Here is a 15,673-nt window from a genome sequence, read left to right on the forward strand (position 1 = left end):
GATAGACCAATTCAGGAGCAATGATCAGATGATCAACGGAGAAAGATCCATCGAGCGCCCCTTGCGCTGGGGCATGGTCGGCGGCGGCCGCACCGGGCAGGTGGGCTACAAGCATAGAACCGGCGCCCAGCGGGACGGCACCTACCGGCTCGTTTGCGGAGCCTTCGATCTCGACGCCGAACGCGGGCGCGACTTCGGCACGCGGATCGGCGTTGCCGCCGACCGGTGCTATGGCGACTACAAGGAGTTGATCGCCAGGGAGGCTGGGCGCGAGGACGGCGTGGAAGTCGTCTCGATCGCCACGCCGAATTTCACCCATTACGAGATCACCAAGGCATGCCTGGAAGCCGGCCTGCATGTGATCTGCGAAAAGCCGCTGTTCTTCACCGTCGCCGAATGCGACGAGGTGGCGAAGCTCGCCGAAGAAAAGGGGCTGATCGTCGGCGTCACCTATGGCTTCACCGGCCATCCGCTGGTTCATCAGATGGCGGCGATGGTCAGGAAGGGCATGCTCGGCGAGATCCGCATCGTCGACATGCAATATACCCACGGCTTCAATGCGGGCGACGATGTCGGCGCCGGCGAAGCAGTGAAATGGCGCACCAATCCGAAGACGGCCGGCCCGACCTTCGTTCTCGGCGATATCGGCACCCATCTCTACTACCTCTCCGAAGTGGTGCTGCCGCATCTGAAGATCGAAAAGCTGCTCTGCGACCGCAAGGCCTTCATTCCGACCCGCGCGCCGCTCGAAGACCATGCCACCGTCCTCATGCATTACGACAACGGCGCCCGCGGCCGCCTCTGGGTGTCATCGGTCAATGCCGGCAACATGGGTTCGCAGCGCTATCGCTTCGTCGGCTCCAAGGCCTCGATCGAATGGTCGGATGCCCATCCCGACCAGCTGATCTATGAAGTGCAGGGCGAGCCGAACCGCACTCTGCATCACGGCATGCCCTATCTTGAGGAAGAAAGCCTGGCGGCCGACCGCATGGGCGCGCTGCACACCGAGGGCCTCGGCGACAGCTGGGCGAACATCTACCTCTGGATTGCCCAGGCGATCGACGCCAAACGCCGCGGCGACGAGGCCTTCCTCAAGGCGCACCACTATCCCGGCATCGAGGCCGGCACCGAAGGCGTGCGCTGGCTTGAGAATTGCGTCCGTTCGGCCGATGCGGGCGCGGCCTGGGTCGCATTTGAATGATCGAGCAGGGGGCGCGCCGGATCTCCTCCATCCTCCTCCCAAGGCGCGTCCCCAACACCCTCCCTTTAGAAAGACAATGATATGAAACTTTCGATCTGCACCGACGTCATGGGCGACCTTTCTTTCACCGACATGCTCGACAAATGCGTCAAACTCGGCGTCGAGGGCATCGAGATGACCGGCGGCGGCTGGTCCCGCGCGCCGCATTTTCGCGCGGATGAACTGCTGGAAGACAAGGGACTCCTGAAAACCAAGCTCAAGGAAATCGAAGCCCGCGGCCTCGAAATCGCGGCGCTGAACTGCTCGGCAAACCCGCTCGATCCGGGCGACATGGGCAAGCGTCACCGCAAGGAAATGGAACAGACGATCCGTCTTGCCGGCGAAATCGGCGTCAAGACGATCGTCACCATGTCCGGCCTGCCGGAAGCCGCCCCCGGCGACATGGTTCCCAACTGGCTCGTCTACACCAAGAGCTGGCCGGACGAGATGCCGGAACGTGACCGCTACCAGTGGGAAGATCGCGCCTTCCCGCTCTGGCACGACCTGGTCAAGCTCGCCAGCGAAGTCGGCGTCGAGAGATACGCGCTCGAAAACTTCTCGGCCATGCTCGTCTGGAACCCGGAAACCCTGTTCCGCCTGCGCAACGAGGTCGGCCCGTCGGTCGGCATGAACCTCGATCCGAGCCATCTGTTCTGGAAGGGCGCCGACCCGATTGCTTCGGCCCGTGCACTCGGCAACGCCATCCATCATTGCCACGGCAAGGACACCCGCATCGAGCGGGGCCTTGCCGACGTCAACGGCCTGCTCGAACTCAAGGACGTCACCGACGTCGCCAACCGCAGCTGGAACTACGTCGCCGTCGGCGCCGGCCATGATCTGCAATGGTGGAAGGAGTTTTTCTCCGTCGTGCGCATGGTCGGCTACAACGGCTGGGTCAGCCTGGAGATGGAAGATTTCACCATGTCCACGGACGCCGGGATCCAGTCCTCCATCGACGCGCTGCAGGCAACGATCAGCCGATGACGCGGCCCTACAAGTTCATCATCACGATCGAACTTCGCCCTGGGACGCGGGACGAGATTCTCGCCCGCGCCCCTGAGGTGCAGGCCGCGACGCGGGCGGAGCCCGGCTGCCTCTCCTATGACTTCTTCACCAGCACCGACGATCCCGACCGGCTGGTCTTCGTCGAGTCCTGGAAGGACGAGGCCGCGCACGCCTTCCACATGGAGCAGGATCATACGAAGCGCTTCATCGCCTTTCACGAACAGTTTCACCGGTCCCTGACCTTCGAGACGATCAACACCGAGACCTGAATGACCAACCCGATCACCATAACCACCGCACCGTGCTGCTGGGGCGTCGACGATGTTGGGAATCCGCATCTGCCTGCCTGGCGGAAAGTGCTGGACGAAGCGCAGGCCGCGGGCTTCGGCGGACTGGAGCTCGGCCCATACGGCTACCTGCCGCTCGATCTCGATGTCGTCGCGGATGCGTTGAACAAGCGGGATCTCAAGATCGTCGCCGGCACGATTTTCGACGATCTCGTCTCACCCGGCAACCGTGACAATCTCCTGCGCCAGACCGATGAGATCTGCGCATTGATCGTGCAGCTTCCGAAGCCCGAGACCCATCCGGGGCAGCGCTTCGCGGCTCCCTACTTGACCGTCATGGACTGGGGACACGACGAGCGCGACTACACGGCCGGGCATTCCGACCGCGCGGCTCGCCTCGATGAGGCGGCTTGGCGCGGGATGATCGACAATATCCGTGCGATCGCGGCTCTTGCCCGCGACAAGTACGGTGTCCGGGCAACCATCCATCCGCATGCCGGCGGTTATATCGAGTTCGCCGATGAACTCGAGCGGATCGTCAACGACATCCCTGCCGAGCTGGCCGGTCTTTGCCTCGACACAGGGCACATGGCCTATTCCGGCATGGATCCGGTCGAGACCCTACGCCGCTACTGGGATCGTGTCGATTACATCCACTTCAAGGACATCGATGCCAAGGTCTTTCAGGAGGTCTTGGGCGAACGCATCCGCTTCTTCGATGCCTGCGGCAAGGGCGTCATGTGTCCGATCGGACGCGGATCCATCGACTATTCCGCGGTTCGCGACCTTCTGACCGAGCTCGGCTATGGCGGTTACATCACCGTCGAGCAGGAACGCGACCCCCGTAACACGGGCAGCATTCTCGACGATCTGGCGGCCAGCCGAGACTTCCTGCACCGCATGGGCTTCAGGGGAGGGAAGGCCAGCGCAGCGTGACAAGGCGACGCTGACGCCCACCGCATCTTTCTCTATGGCCGCCCTCGTTTGCGTCGGCCTCCGAAGCATTTCCTGGAGATTGGATATGAAATCACTCGACGTCATCACGATCGGCCGCTCTTCGGTCGATCTCTACGGCCTTCAGGTCGGCGGGCGGCTCGAAGATATGGGCTCGTTCAATAAATATATCGGCGGCTCCCCGACCAACATTGCCTGCGGTGCAGCGCGGCTCGGCTTGAAAGCCGGCCTCATCACGCGGGTTGGCGACGAGCATATGGGGCGCTTCATCCGCGAGCAGCTTCAGCGCGAAGGCGTCGATATCGGCGGTGTCGTCACCGATCCGCAGCGGCTGACGGCGCTCGTTCTGCTCGGCATCCGCGACGAAGATACTTTCCCGCTGATCTTCTACCGCGAGAACTGCGCCGACATGGCGCTTTGCGAAGATGATATCCGGCAGGACTACATCGCCTCGGCCCGGGCGATCGTCGTCACCGGCACCCATCTTTCCCATCCGCGCACCGAGGCGGCCGTGCTGAAAGCGCTCGGACTTGCGCGCGGCGCTGGCGTGAAAGCGGCGCTCGATATCGACTATCGCCCGAACCTGTGGGGCGTGGCCGGCCATGGCGACGGAGAAAGCCGTTATATCGAGAGCAGGCAGGTCACGGAGAAACTGCAATCGACCCTGCATTTTTTCGACCTGATCGTCGGCACGGAGGAGGAATTCCACATTGCCGGCGGAACGACGGATACGGTCGCAGCGCTGAGGGCCGTGCGCGCCGTTTCCACCGCGACGCTCATCTGCAAACGCGGCGCCAAAGGTGCGGTCGCCTTCGAGGCCGCGATCCCCGACAATCTCGATGACGGCGTATCGGGGGAGGGGTTCCCGATCGAGGTCTTCAACGTGCTCGGCGCCGGCGACGGCTTCTTCGCAGGTCTGCTGAAAGGCTGGCTCGACGCCAAAGGCTGGCCGACCGCATTGAAATATGCCAATGCCTGCGGCGCCTTCGCGGTCTCCCGCCATGGATGCACGCCGGCCTATCCCTCGCTGGAGGAGCTGGAATTCTTCCTGAAGCGCGGTATCGAGCGGCCCGACCTGCGGAACGACCAGGCGCTCGAACAGATCCACTGGTCGACCAACCGCCATCGCAATCACGGCGACGATCACATGGATTATCGCATTTTCGCCTTCGATCATCGGATCCAGCTTGAACAGATGCCTGGTTATAGCCTCGAAAAGGGCGGCGCGTTCAAAGAGCTTTGCCTTCAGGCGGCCGTCGAGGTCCAGGCCGGCCGGCCTGGCTACGGCATTCTGTGCGACAGTCGCATCGGTCGAAAGGCGCTGCACGCAGCTTCCGGCACCGGCCTCTGGATCGGAAGGCCCTGCGAATGGCCGGGCTCCCGGCCGCTGACGCTGGAGCCTGAACTGGGCAGTGACTATGGCGGCCTCGGCGAATGGGCGCGCGAAAACGTCGTCAAGGTGCTCTGCTTCTGCCACCCCGACGACGACGCGCAAATCCGGGCGGATCAGCAGGCGACCGTCAAACGGCTGTTCGAGGCATCGCGGCGCAACCACCTCGAATTCCTGCTGGAGATCATCCCCTCCAAGGTGGCGCCGGTCGACGATCAGACGACCGCGATCCTGATCCAGCAATTCTACGATCTCGGCGTCTTCCCGGACTGGTGGAAGCTCGAGCCGATGACGACGGCGGCCGCCTGGACGCACACCATCCGGGCGATCGAAAAGAACGACCGCTATACCAGGGGCATCGTCGTGCTCGGCCTCGACGCGCCGGAGGCCGAACTGGCCGCGAGTTTCGAAGTGGCGGCCGGTTTCGATCTGGTCAAGGGATTTGCCGTCGGCCGGACCATCTTCGGCGATGTCGCGCGCGCCTGGATGAAAGATGAAATGCAAGACGCCGCCGCGGTCGAGGAGATGGCGAAGCGCTATCGGCGCCTGTGCTCGATATGGGACGAGGCGAGACTGGCAGCACAGGAGAAGGCAGCATGACGACGACAATCAAACTCACGGCCGCGCAGGCCATGGTGAAGTGGCTTTCGGTGCAGATGACCGAGGGCGGCGAACGCTTCATCGAAGGCGTCTGGGCGATCTTCGGTCACGGCAATGTCGCCGGGATCGGCGAGGCGCTGCACGGGATCGGCGAGGCGCTTCCGACATGGCGCGGCCAGAACGAGCAGACCATGGCGCATGCGGCCATCGCCTATGCCAAGACGTTGAAACGCAGGCGCGCCCACGCCGTGACCTCCTCGATCGGCCCGGGCGCCACCAATATGGTCACGGCCTGCGCGCTTGCCCATGTCAACAGATTGCCCGTGCTTTTCATCCCCGGCGACGTGTTTGCCAACCGCCGTCCCGAGCCGGTGCTGCAGCAGATCGAAGACATGAACGACGGCACCGTCAGCGCCAATGACTGCTTCCGGCCGGTCTCGGCCTATTTCGACCGGATCGCCCGTCCCGAACATCTCCTGACCTGCCTGCCGCGCGCCCTGGCGGTCATGACCGATCCCGGCAGCTGCGGCCCCGTCACCCTGGCATTCTGCCAGGATGTGCAGGCGGAGCTTTACGACTATCCGAAAGCTTTTTTCGAACCGAAGCTGTGGCGCATCCGCCGTCCCGAACCGGATCCGAGGGAGGTGGCGGATCTTGCCGATGCCATCCGAGCGGCCCGCAAGCCAGTCATCATCTCCGGCGGCGGCGTCCTTTATTCCGAGGCCGAGGCCGAACTCGCCGCCTTCGCGGAGAAACACCATATCCCCTTCGTCGAAAGCCAGGCCGGCAAGGGCGCCAACAGCTGGGAGCACCCGTTGAACTTCGGGTCGCCCGGTGTCACCGGATCGGCGTCGGCCAATGCCCTCTGCGCCGAGGCGGACCTCGTAATCGGCATCGGCACGCGGTTCCAGGATTTCACGACGGGCAGCTGGGCGCTTTTCCGCAATCCCGCCCGTCGGCTCGCCTCGATCAACCTTGCCGGATATGATGCGACCAAACATTCGGCATTGCCCTGCGTCGGGGATGCCAAGGTCACGCTCATGCGCCTGTCGGCGGCGCTTGGAGCGCATCGCGGCCCCGATGTCGACGCGGCAAGCAGGGCCGATTGGCTCGAAACGGTCGCGCGCGTGACTGCGCCGCCGCCAGCGGACGCACCGCAAAACCTGCCCACCGATGCTCAGGTCATCGGCGCCGTGCAGCGGGTCTCGGCGCAAAACTCCGTGGTCATGTGCGCGGCCGGCACCATGCCCGGCGCGTTGCAGGTGCTGTGGCAATCCGCCCAAGGCGGATATCACATGGAATATGGTTTCTCCTGCATGGGTTACGAAGTGGCGGGCGCCATGGGCATCAAGCTCGCGCGCCCCGATAAGGAGGTCATCTGCTTCGTCGGTGACGGCTCCTACATGATGGCCAATTCGGAACTCGCCACCGCCGTCATGCGCCGTGTGCCGTACACCGTGGTTCTGACCGACAATCGCGGCTACGGCTGCATCAACCGTCTGCAGATCGAGTGCGGCGGCGCCGAGTTCAACAATATGTACAAGGACTGCAATGTCGATGTGCAGCCCGAGATCGATTTCGTCGCGCATGCCGCTTCGATGGGCGCCCATGCCGAAAAGGTGGGATCGATCGCCGAACTCGAGGCCCGCATCATCGCCGCGCGGGGACGGAACATCCCGAGCATTCTGGTGATCGACACCGATGCGGTTCCCGGAACCGATGCGGGCGGCCATTGGTGGGACGTTGCCGTTCCTGCGGTCGGCGGCCCGGAACGGCTCGAACGGGCGCGCGCACGCTACAACGAGAATGCCGCCCATCAACGCGTGTTCGATTGAAAAAGGCTGGCCCTCGAAGATCGGCCTGGACACTATTATGGACAGATGTTCTATAAAGCGGACAGATTTGACCGGAGCGCGCCATGCACCTTTCGATGTGGACCTACCCCTGGGATATCCAGGACCAGGGGCTTGATGCGATTGCCGCCGAGTTTCGCAACCGCGCCGGCCTCAACACGATCAGCATGGCGACCTCCTATCATGCGGGCCGCTTCCTCCAGCCGCGCAGCCCGCGGCAGAAGGCCTATTTTCCCGAGGACGGGACGGTCTACTTTCGGCCGGACGAGAGCCTGTGGCAGGATAAGCTGATCCGGCCGCTGATGGCGGCGAATGTCACCGAGCGCGGCGACATGCTGGAGGCGCTGACCCAGGACCGCGGCGTGACGGGTCTCAAGGTCTCCTGCTGGACGGTCTGCCTCCACAATAGCCGTCTCGGCATGCTGCATCCCGACCACGTGACGCGCAACGCCTTCGGCAATGCCAACTATTACAATCTCTGCCCCTCCAGCCCGGCGGCGCGGGCCTATGCCGTCACCCTCGTGCGCGACATCACCATGAATTACCGGCCGGACATGGTGGAACTCGAAAGCCCGAACTTCATGGGCTTCGCGCATGAATACCATCATGAGAAGGACGGCGTCGGCCTGAATGCGGAAGACGATTTCCTGCTGTCGCTCTGCTTCTGCGACTATTGCACGGCGCGCGCGGCAAGGGCCGGCGTGCCGGTCGAAGGCGCGCGCCGAACGGTTGCGCGTTTCATCGCCGAACTCTGCCAACGTGATGTGCCGGAACGGCAGTTCCCGGATTTCCCCGCCGCCGGCATCGATGCCTTCCGCGACCATCCCGATCTGCATGCCTATCTCGCCTGGCGAGCCGAGCCGGTGACCAGCCTGATCGGTGAGATCAAGGCCGCGGCCGATCCAGCGAGCCGGATCGTACTGATCGACCTGAAGGACGGCTGGCTCGGCGGCGCCGATCTTGCAGCCGTCGGCAAGATCTGCGACGGGGCGATCCTCTGCTGCTACGACATGGAGCCGAATGCGATCGGCGATGTCATCCGCACCGGCCGGGCGGCACTCGGATCGGAAAAATTCCTCGGCGTTGGCCTGCGCGTCTTCTATCCCGAGGTCGGTGAAGCCGCGGTGCTGGCGGCCCGCGCCAAGGCCGCCGTCGAAGCTGGCGCTGACGGCGTGAACTTCTACAATTACGGCCTCATCCCGGCAAAGCGCCTCGACTGGGTCAAGGCGGCGGTCGCCGCGATCAGCTAAGCGGCAATCGGTTCGGCGACCTGGATCAGGCAGTCACCGGCCTGGCTGTCGCAATGCAGCCGGTGGGAAATGACGATGCCGTCCTCGGCAAAGCGCAGCTCTTCCTCCGGCTGCTCCAGGCGTTCCAGATCGTGATACCATCCGGCGAGGTCGCCGGCCGAAACGATGGCGCCAAGGGGCGCGGCCGGCTCGAACCAGCCTCTGCGGTCGGCATAGATGCCCTGGCTGTGCCGGGAGAGCGACAGGAGCTGCAGCGGTCCCGGCTCGGCAAGCGGCGCGCGGGAGAGGACCGGACGCCCGACGATGCCGAGGGCCACAAGCAGCCGGTCGATCGCCGCCGCCGTGAAGGCCATCGTCGCGGACGTCACGGTTCCGCCGCCGCCGAACTCGCCGGAAAGACCGATGATGCCGGCCCTTGCCGTAGCCCCCATCGATGTCGGCGCCGCCGGGCCATTGTCGGCGATGAAGGCATGCGACGCGCCCATCGCCCGCATCAGCGCGACCGACCGCTCGAAGCGGGTGGCGTCGGCCTGCCGCTCGATCAGCGTGCAGGGCAGGTGCGCCATCGACGTGCCGCCCGAATGCAGGTCGAACATGACGTCATGGCGCGGAAAGAGCTCGTGTTCGAGGAAATGCGCCAGACGCGCCGTCGGCGATCCCATGGGATCGCCGGGAAAGGCCCGGTTGAGGTTGCCGCCGTCGAAGGGCGAGCAGCGCTTCGCCGCCATCACCGCCGGCAGGTTCGCCATCGGCAGAATGGTAATAGCGCCGCGGATTTCAGCGGCGTCGAGCAGGCGCATCAGCCGGGCGAGCTGCAGTTCGCCCTCATATTCGTCGCCGTGGTTGCCGGCCATCAGCAGCAAAGACGGCCCCTCGCCATTTTTGAGACGAAGGATCGGAATGCGGATCTGATAGTAGGGCGAACGGTCGATCGAATAGGGAATGGCGAGATGACCGGCCTGACGGCCCTCGCGCGAAAAGTCGATCGGATTGACGAGACCACTATGCATGATGTCTCCAGTTCGAGCGCGCTCGCCCTCGATCAGAGGGCTGCGACCGCGGTCATTTCGACGCGCAGGTCCGGGTCGGCAAGGCGGGCTTCGGTGCAGGCGCGGGCCGGCGGGTTTTCGATGTCGATCCAGCCGTCATAGACGCCGTTCATCGCCTCGAAATCGACGATCGCCGGCAGGAAAACGTTGACGGCGAGCAGGCGCGAGCGGTCCGTGCCGGCTTCCTTCAAAAGGGCGTCGATTTTGGCGAGCACGTCGCGGGTCTGCTCCTCGATATCAGCCTTGCGATTGTCCGCGACCTGGCCGGCAATATAGACGAGACCTCCGTAGCTGACAGCCTGGCTCATACGCGAGCCCTTCTGATAACGCTGGATCATGCAGCTTTTCCTTTTCTTGGCTTTACAGGGAGAATTCAGCCGAAGCTTGTGAGATAGGCGGCCGTCACCGAATGATCCGGATCGAGGCCATAAAGGATCGCATGCCGGTCAAGGCAGGTGCATGGATGCGAGATGCCGAACTCGATGACGTCGCCGACCGCGACGTCGCTGTCATCGGCAAGCGCCATGAAGGCGTGTTGATCGTTGAGGCGGAAAACTCTGGCGCCTTCGAGATCGGCGAGGCGCACGCCATTGCGATAAAGCGCCAGCGGCCGCGGCAGGCCTTGGTCCATCGCCACGTCGCGCATGCCCATGCCTGAAATCGCAAGCCCTGGTTCCGGCCGGGAGAGCACCTCGGCCCAGACCCTGAGCGCCGGGCGGAAGCCCGCGGCCGCCGAAACCGTCTTATCGCCGATGCGCAAGCCGCCGCGCGCATCGAGGCCGGCAAGGCCGCGCTCGTAGATGCCGTGATCGTGAAAGAAGATGGCGCCGCTGCGCAGCACCAGCCGGCAGGCGGGATCGGCCGCGACGGCGGCGGAAAGCCGCGCCACCACGACGTCGAAAAACACCGAACCGCCTGATGTCAGAAGAAGCGGCCGCTCCCTTCCGATGCGGGCGCGTATCTTCGGCAGGAAATCTGATGTCATCGCCATCAGCGCATCGATGCGCAGCATCGTCTCTTCAGGATCGGCCGTCGCGGCCGCACCCTCATAGGCGGCGATGCCGCTCAGCCGGAAGGCCGGCGTCTCCACGGCAAGGATCGCGTCGAGAATAGCCGCCGCGGCATCGGCGCTGCGGAGACCCGCACGGCCGGCGCCGAACTCCACCATCAGGCCGAGAGCCGGCAGATCCGCACGCTCCTGCCATGCGGACCGAAGCGCCTCAACGAGGGCAATCGAATCGACGAAGACATGGAGCTCTGCGTCGGGATAGTCCGAAAGCAGGGCCGCAAGCCGGCGAGCGGCGGCGGTCCCGCCGATCTCGTTGGCGAGAATCAGGCGGCGCTGTCCCGCCTTGAGCAGCACGGCGGCCTGACGGATATCGGCGACGGTCGTGCCCCAGGCGCCCGCGGCCAGAAGCGCCGCTGCCAGCGCCGTCGACATCGGCGTCTTGGCGTGCGGCGCGATTTCGGCGCCATGGCTTTTCACATAGGCCATCATCAGGTCGACATTACCGGCGAAGGCCTGCCGGTCGAGCGAGATCAGCGGCAACGCCATCCTGCCGTCATAAGGTTTCCATCCCTGCGTTCCCACTGCCGCAAGCGGCAGCGGCGGATGGCCCGGCGGAAAGCCGCGCACTCGCTCATCGAGCACCATGTCGTCCGTCGCAGCATGAAGATCAGACATGGCGGCCTCTGCCGATCCCGGCCGGATCGTCCAAGCCGAGGCGATAGGTGTCGTTGGCTGTGGCAAAGAACAAAGCGCGCTGCTCGTCGAGAGATAGCTCAGCGGCAACCGTGCGAAACACCTGATAGACCTCGTCGAAAGAAGCATGCAGACCCGCGACCGGGAAGTCGCTGGCAAACATCGACCGCGCCGGGCCGAAACAATCGAGGCAATGCTCGATCACCGGCCGCAGGCTTTCGAGCGTCCAGTCATTGTCATAGGCGACGAGGTCGGAAATCTTCAGCCGCAGGTTCGGTTTGCCGCCGAACGCCCGCAGGCCGCGATGCCAGAGCGCCATGCCGTCCTTCGTCCGGTCGGCAGGGCTGCCGCCGTGGTTGAGCACGAAAAGCGTATCGGGAAAAGCCTGCACCAGATCGAGCGCCTCAGCCATCTGCCAGGGATAGAGCATCAGGTCGAAGACCAGCCCGAGCCGCGTGGCATGGGCAAGCCCCGCGCGCCAGGCGGGATCGCCCATGCGATCCGGACGCGGCGCAAAACGCTTCGCCACATCCGGATGCCAGCTCAGAATATCGCGGATGCCGACGACGTTGGGATTTTCCGCCTCCGCTTCGAGCAGGCGCGCGGCGTCCGGCCCGTCGAGGGGAACGCGGGCGACATAACGGCGCGCCACGCCGGAGCTGCGGTCGAGACCGCCAAGCCAGCGGCTCTCTTCCAGCGGGTGGGCAACCGACCAGCCGGCCTCCACATGCACCGTCGCAACGATGTTCTGGCGCGCGGCATCGGCGCGATAGTCGTCGATGCCGTAGTTGCGCAGGATCGGCGCGAGACTGCCGAACGCCGTCTCCTCGCCGGAGGTCTGCGCCTTCTGAAGCCAGGGATGGCGCTGCAGGCCGAGGTCCCAGAGGTGATGATGCGGGTCGATCACCGGCCCGTCGTAGCGCTGCGTCATCTGCGCGCCTCGCGGCCGGACACCAGCAGAAGGGCGAGGATCAGCGTGCCGAACATGATCGAGCGCCAGCCGGGCGAGGCGTTGACGACGGTGATCAACGCCGTCGTGGTGACGAGCAGGATGGCGCCCGGAATGGTGCCGGCATAGGTGCCGCGGCCGCCGAGGATGGAGGTGCCGCCGAGCACGACGGCGGCGATCGACGTCAGCAGATAAGGATCGCCGATGCCGACATAGCCTTGCCGGTTCATGCCGAGCACCAGAATGCCGGCAAGCCCGGCGAAAAAGCCCGACAGCGTATGGACGATCAACGTGTTGCGCGTCACGCTGACGCCGGAAAGCCGGGCGGCGAGCGGGTTTGCCCCAAGCGCCAGGAAGCGGGCGCCGATCGGCATGCGGTGGATAAGCAACAGGACGACGACCGAGACGGCGAGCCACAGCAGAATGCCCGAGGGGATGCCGAACGGCCGCGCCTGGCCGAGCAGAATGACCGCCGGATTGCTGACGGTGACCGCACTGCCGCCGGCGACGATGACGAGCAGCCCCTGCAGGAAAGTCGCCATGGCAAGCGTCATGATGATCGGCGGCACGCGCAGATAGGCAGCACCCGCGCCGTTCATCAGGCCGATGCCGGTGGCGATGGCAAGGGCTGCCGCGATGCCGGCAAGGCCGGTCGGGTCCCAGGCCGGCGAAATCAGCGGCAGCAGGATCGCCGTGACTGTGATGACGGCCCCGACCGAAAGATCGATGCCGCCCATCAGGATGACGAGCGTCTGGCCGGCTGCGGCGATGCCGATGACCGCCGCAAGCTCGAGCAGGTAGCGCAGATGGCCATAGGCGCCGAAACCGCGCAACGAGACGCTTGCGACGATCCAGACGAGCGCGACCAAAAGCAAGGTCAGCAGCGGCGGATTGCGAAACGCGGACCGGATGATGTTCATCGCCTTGCCCTCCAACCCTTAAGAAGTTCCGGAACGGCGACCGCGCCGACGATAATCAACCCTTGCGCGACATATTGCGCGACCGGCGGGAAACCGAGGAAGAACATGACGTTGATCATCACCGAGAGCAGCAGGCTGCCGCAGATCGCGCCGCGCATCGTGCCCTTGCCGCCGAGGAAACCCACCCCGCCGAGCACGGCGGCGGCGATCGAGTTCAGCGTGAAGGGCGTACCGATCACAGGATCGCCCGAGCCGGTCTGCGCCGCGACGAAAAGGCCGGTCAGTGCCGCAAGCAGACCGGAGAGCGCGAAGGCTGCGACCTTCACTCGCTCGACCGGGACACCGGAACGGAATGCGCCGACCGGATTGTCGCCGGCCGCATAGATGCCGAGGCCGAGCGGCGTTGCCAGAAAGGCTTTCCAGAGCATGAGGATCACGACAAGCAGCAGGAAGGCGACGGGCGTGTGGCCGGCAAGTGCTGTCGACAGCCAATCGGGAATGAAGCCGCCCGGCCGCGGCAGCAGAATGAGCGCGACACCGCTGATGATGAAGGAGCCGGCCAGCGTGACGATGATCGCCGGCAGCCTCAGATGCGTGACGATGGCGCCGATGACGGCGCCGATCGCAAGACCGGCGAGTGCGACCGCAAAAATGCCGCCCGGTACGCCGAGCACCCCTTGCATCGTCGTCGCCGCGATCACCGCTCCCAGGCTCACCAGCGGGCCGATCGCCAGGGTGATGCCGCCGTTCAACATGAGCAGCGCCTGCGCCATGGTGACGAGCGCAAGCGGGAACCAGTTCTGCGTGAACTTCGAGAAGCCGCCGATCGAAAGGATGCCGGGAAAGAGCACCGCATAGAGGATGAGAAAGGCGGCGACCACCAGATAGAGGCCGGCAAGGCCGCGGTTGCGGCGCAGCTGGATTGCGCCATAGAGCCCGGATGACGAGATCGCGCTCATGCCGCCTCCCCCTGCGGCGTGGCCGCAATGCCCATGGCCGCGCCGACGATCGCCCGTTCGCTGATCGCGTCCTGCGGCAGTACCGACGCGACGCGACCTTCGCGCAGAACCACGACGCGGTCGCAGAGATGGACGAGCTCCGGCGTATCGGAGCTGACGAGAATGACGAGCCGCCCCTCGGCTGCGAAGGCGCGAAGCATCAAATAGATTTCCCGCTTGGTCTCGATGTCGACGCCGCGCGTCGGATCGTTGAGAAGCAGAATGGAGGGATCGAGCGGCAGCCATTTGGCAAGCGCCACCTTCTGCTGGTTGCCGCCGGAAAGCGCCTGCACCGGGCGGGCCGTATCGCCCTTGATCGTCAGCCGGCGCGCGAGATCGGCGACCAGGCCCTCTTCCGCTGTTAGGTCGCGCAGCCCCTTGCGGGCGAGCCGTCCGAGCGAGGGGAGGATGAGATTGGCGGCGATGGAATGCGGCAGCACCAATCCCTCTTGTTTGCGGTCGGCAGGTACATAGACGATTCCCGCCGCATTCGCCGCACCGACATTGGCGGGCAGGCCGGGTTTGCCGGAGACCTCCGCCCGGGCGGCAGACGCGGGAATCGCGCCGTAGAGCCCGAGCAGCAGGTCTTCCTGCCCCTGTCCCACCAACCCACCGATACCGACGATCTCGCCGGCGCGGGCGGAGAAGCCGATATGGCGCACCATGCCGGCGGAAAAGTCTTCGACACTGATGCGCGTCGCGCCGGGCTTGGCGGCGGCGCGCAGCGGGAACAGGTCGCCGGTTTCACGGCCGACCATCAGGCGGACCAGCCCCTCGCCATCGATGCCGGAGAGCGACTGGTCGGCCGTGACACCGCCGTCCTTCAGCACCGTGACATGCGAGCAGAGCGCCTGCACCTCGTTGAGGCGGTGGGAAATATAGAGAAGGGCGATGCCGCGGCCTTTGAGCGTCTCGATCAGCCGAGCCAGGATACCCGCTTCATGGGCGGAGAGCGACGAGGTCGGCTCATCCAGAATGAGCACGCGCGGTTTGCGGAACAGCGCCTTGGCGATCTCCACCATCTGACGGCGGCCGAGCGCCAGATCGGCGACCGGCATGTCGAGCGGTTCGGTGAGCCCGACCATGTCGCAGACCTGTCGCACGCCGCGATGCAGCGCTGCGTAGTCGATCAGGCCGAACCGGCGCGGAAAGGCGCCGGTTCCGATGTTTTCGGCAATCGACAGGCTGGCCGTCAGGCTCAGCTCCTGCTGAACCACGGCGATGCCCGCCGCCCGCGCCGCCGCCGGGCTGAAACGCCCGACAGGCATCCCGTCGACAAGGATGGAACCGCTGTCCGGCTGAAGGGCGCCGGACAGAAGATTGATCAGCGTCGACTTGCCGGCCCCGTTTTCACCGAGCAGGGCGTGAACCCTGCCCGGCAGAAGGGCGATATCGACGCCCTTCAAAACGGGATTGCCGAAAAATCCCTTGAACACCTGCCGGGCTTCCAGCAAGGGCCGTTCTTCCGTCATGACG

The 15,673-nt window shown here is 64.9% G+C and carries 14 protein-coding genes; 7 read left to right on the forward strand and 7 right to left on the reverse strand.

Translation table 11 applies throughout. The annotated features are described in order from the left end of the window. Positions 1–28: 28 nt before the first annotated feature. From QMO80_RS30560 to QMO80_RS30590, 7 genes are all read left to right on the forward strand, one after another. Entirely contained in the window at positions 29–1,201 is a 1,173-nt protein-coding gene (locus tag QMO80_RS30560) for a Gfo/Idh/MocA family protein (protein ID WP_283201301.1), read from the forward strand. 81 nt (positions 1,202–1,282) lie between these two features. Beyond that, a complete protein-coding gene (locus QMO80_RS30565; protein WP_283201302.1) occupies positions 1,283–2,224 on the forward strand; it encodes a sugar phosphate isomerase/epimerase in 942 nt (313 codons plus the stop codon). Further along, a complete protein-coding gene (locus QMO80_RS30570) occupies positions 2,221–2,514 on the forward strand; it encodes a putative quinol monooxygenase (RefSeq protein WP_283201303.1) in 294 nt (97 codons plus the stop codon). Before QMO80_RS30565 ends, QMO80_RS30570 begins: the two co-directional genes overlap by 4 nt. Beyond that, positions 2,515–3,468: a TIM barrel protein gene (locus tag QMO80_RS30575; RefSeq protein ID WP_283201304.1), complete on the forward strand. Its 954-nt coding sequence runs from the start codon at positions 2,515–2,517 to the stop codon at positions 3,466–3,468. It begins immediately after the preceding gene. Positions 3,469–3,553: 85 nt separating this feature from the next. Then, a complete protein-coding gene (gene iolC / locus QMO80_RS30580; RefSeq protein ID WP_283201305.1) occupies positions 3,554–5,476 on the forward strand; it encodes a 5-dehydro-2-deoxygluconokinase in 1,923 nt (640 codons plus the stop codon). Further along, positions 5,473–7,311: a 3D-(3,5/4)-trihydroxycyclohexane-1,2-dione acylhydrolase (decyclizing) gene (gene iolD / locus QMO80_RS30585; RefSeq protein ID WP_283201306.1), complete on the forward strand. Its 1,839-nt coding sequence runs from the start codon at positions 5,473–5,475 to the stop codon at positions 7,309–7,311. The genes iolC and iolD overlap by 4 nt, the downstream gene beginning before the upstream one ends. Positions 7,312–7,394: 83 nt before the next feature. Further along, the gene (locus tag QMO80_RS30590; RefSeq protein ID WP_283201307.1) at positions 7,395–8,579 is read left to right on the forward strand and encodes a hypothetical protein; all 1,185 of its coding nucleotides are present in this window, start codon (positions 7,395–7,397) and stop codon (positions 8,577–8,579) included. Here the strand turns inward: QMO80_RS30590 and QMO80_RS30595 are convergent. From QMO80_RS30595 to QMO80_RS30625, 7 genes are read right to left on the reverse strand one after another with little or no spacing between them, the layout of a single operon-like run. Next, positions 8,576–9,589: a succinylglutamate desuccinylase/aspartoacylase family protein gene (locus QMO80_RS30595; RefSeq protein WP_283201308.1), complete on the reverse strand. Its 1,014-nt coding sequence runs from the start codon at positions 9,587–9,589 to the stop codon at positions 8,576–8,578. The two genes, QMO80_RS30590 and QMO80_RS30595, sit on opposite strands and share 4 nt — an antisense overlap. 32 nt (positions 9,590–9,621) lie before the next feature. Further along, positions 9,622–9,966 (reverse strand): RidA family protein, encoded by a 345-nt coding sequence (locus QMO80_RS30600; protein WP_283201309.1) that lies wholly within the window; start codon positions 9,964–9,966, stop codon positions 9,622–9,624. Positions 9,967–10,001: 35 nt separating this feature from the next. Next, positions 10,002–11,312, reverse strand: a complete 1,311-nt coding sequence (locus QMO80_RS30605; protein ID WP_283201310.1) for an alanine racemase — start codon at positions 11,310–11,312, stop codon at positions 10,002–10,004. Continuing rightward, positions 11,305–12,261, reverse strand: coding sequence for an amidohydrolase (locus QMO80_RS30610; RefSeq protein ID WP_283201311.1), 957 nt, complete (start codon positions 12,259–12,261; stop codon positions 11,305–11,307). The genes QMO80_RS30605 and QMO80_RS30610 overlap by 8 nt, the downstream gene beginning before the upstream one ends. Continuing rightward, on the reverse strand, positions 12,258–13,199 hold the full coding sequence (locus tag QMO80_RS30615) for an ABC transporter permease (protein ID WP_283201312.1): 942 nt from the start codon (positions 13,197–13,199) through the stop codon (positions 12,258–12,260). Before QMO80_RS30615 ends, QMO80_RS30610 begins: the two co-directional genes overlap by 4 nt. Beyond that, positions 13,196–14,158, reverse strand: coding sequence for an ABC transporter permease (locus QMO80_RS30620; RefSeq protein ID WP_283201313.1), 963 nt, complete (start codon positions 14,156–14,158; stop codon positions 13,196–13,198). The genes QMO80_RS30615 and QMO80_RS30620 overlap by 4 nt, the downstream gene beginning before the upstream one ends. Next, positions 14,155–15,669, reverse strand: coding sequence for a sugar ABC transporter ATP-binding protein (locus QMO80_RS30625; protein ID WP_283201314.1), 1,515 nt, complete (start codon positions 15,667–15,669; stop codon positions 14,155–14,157). The genes QMO80_RS30620 and QMO80_RS30625 overlap by 4 nt, the downstream gene beginning before the upstream one ends. Between the last annotated feature and the right edge of the window lie 4 nt (positions 15,670–15,673).

It is taken from the genome of Rhizobium sp. BT03, assembly GCF_030053155.1.
Lineage (GTDB): Bacteria > Pseudomonadota > Alphaproteobacteria > Rhizobiales > Rhizobiaceae > Rhizobium.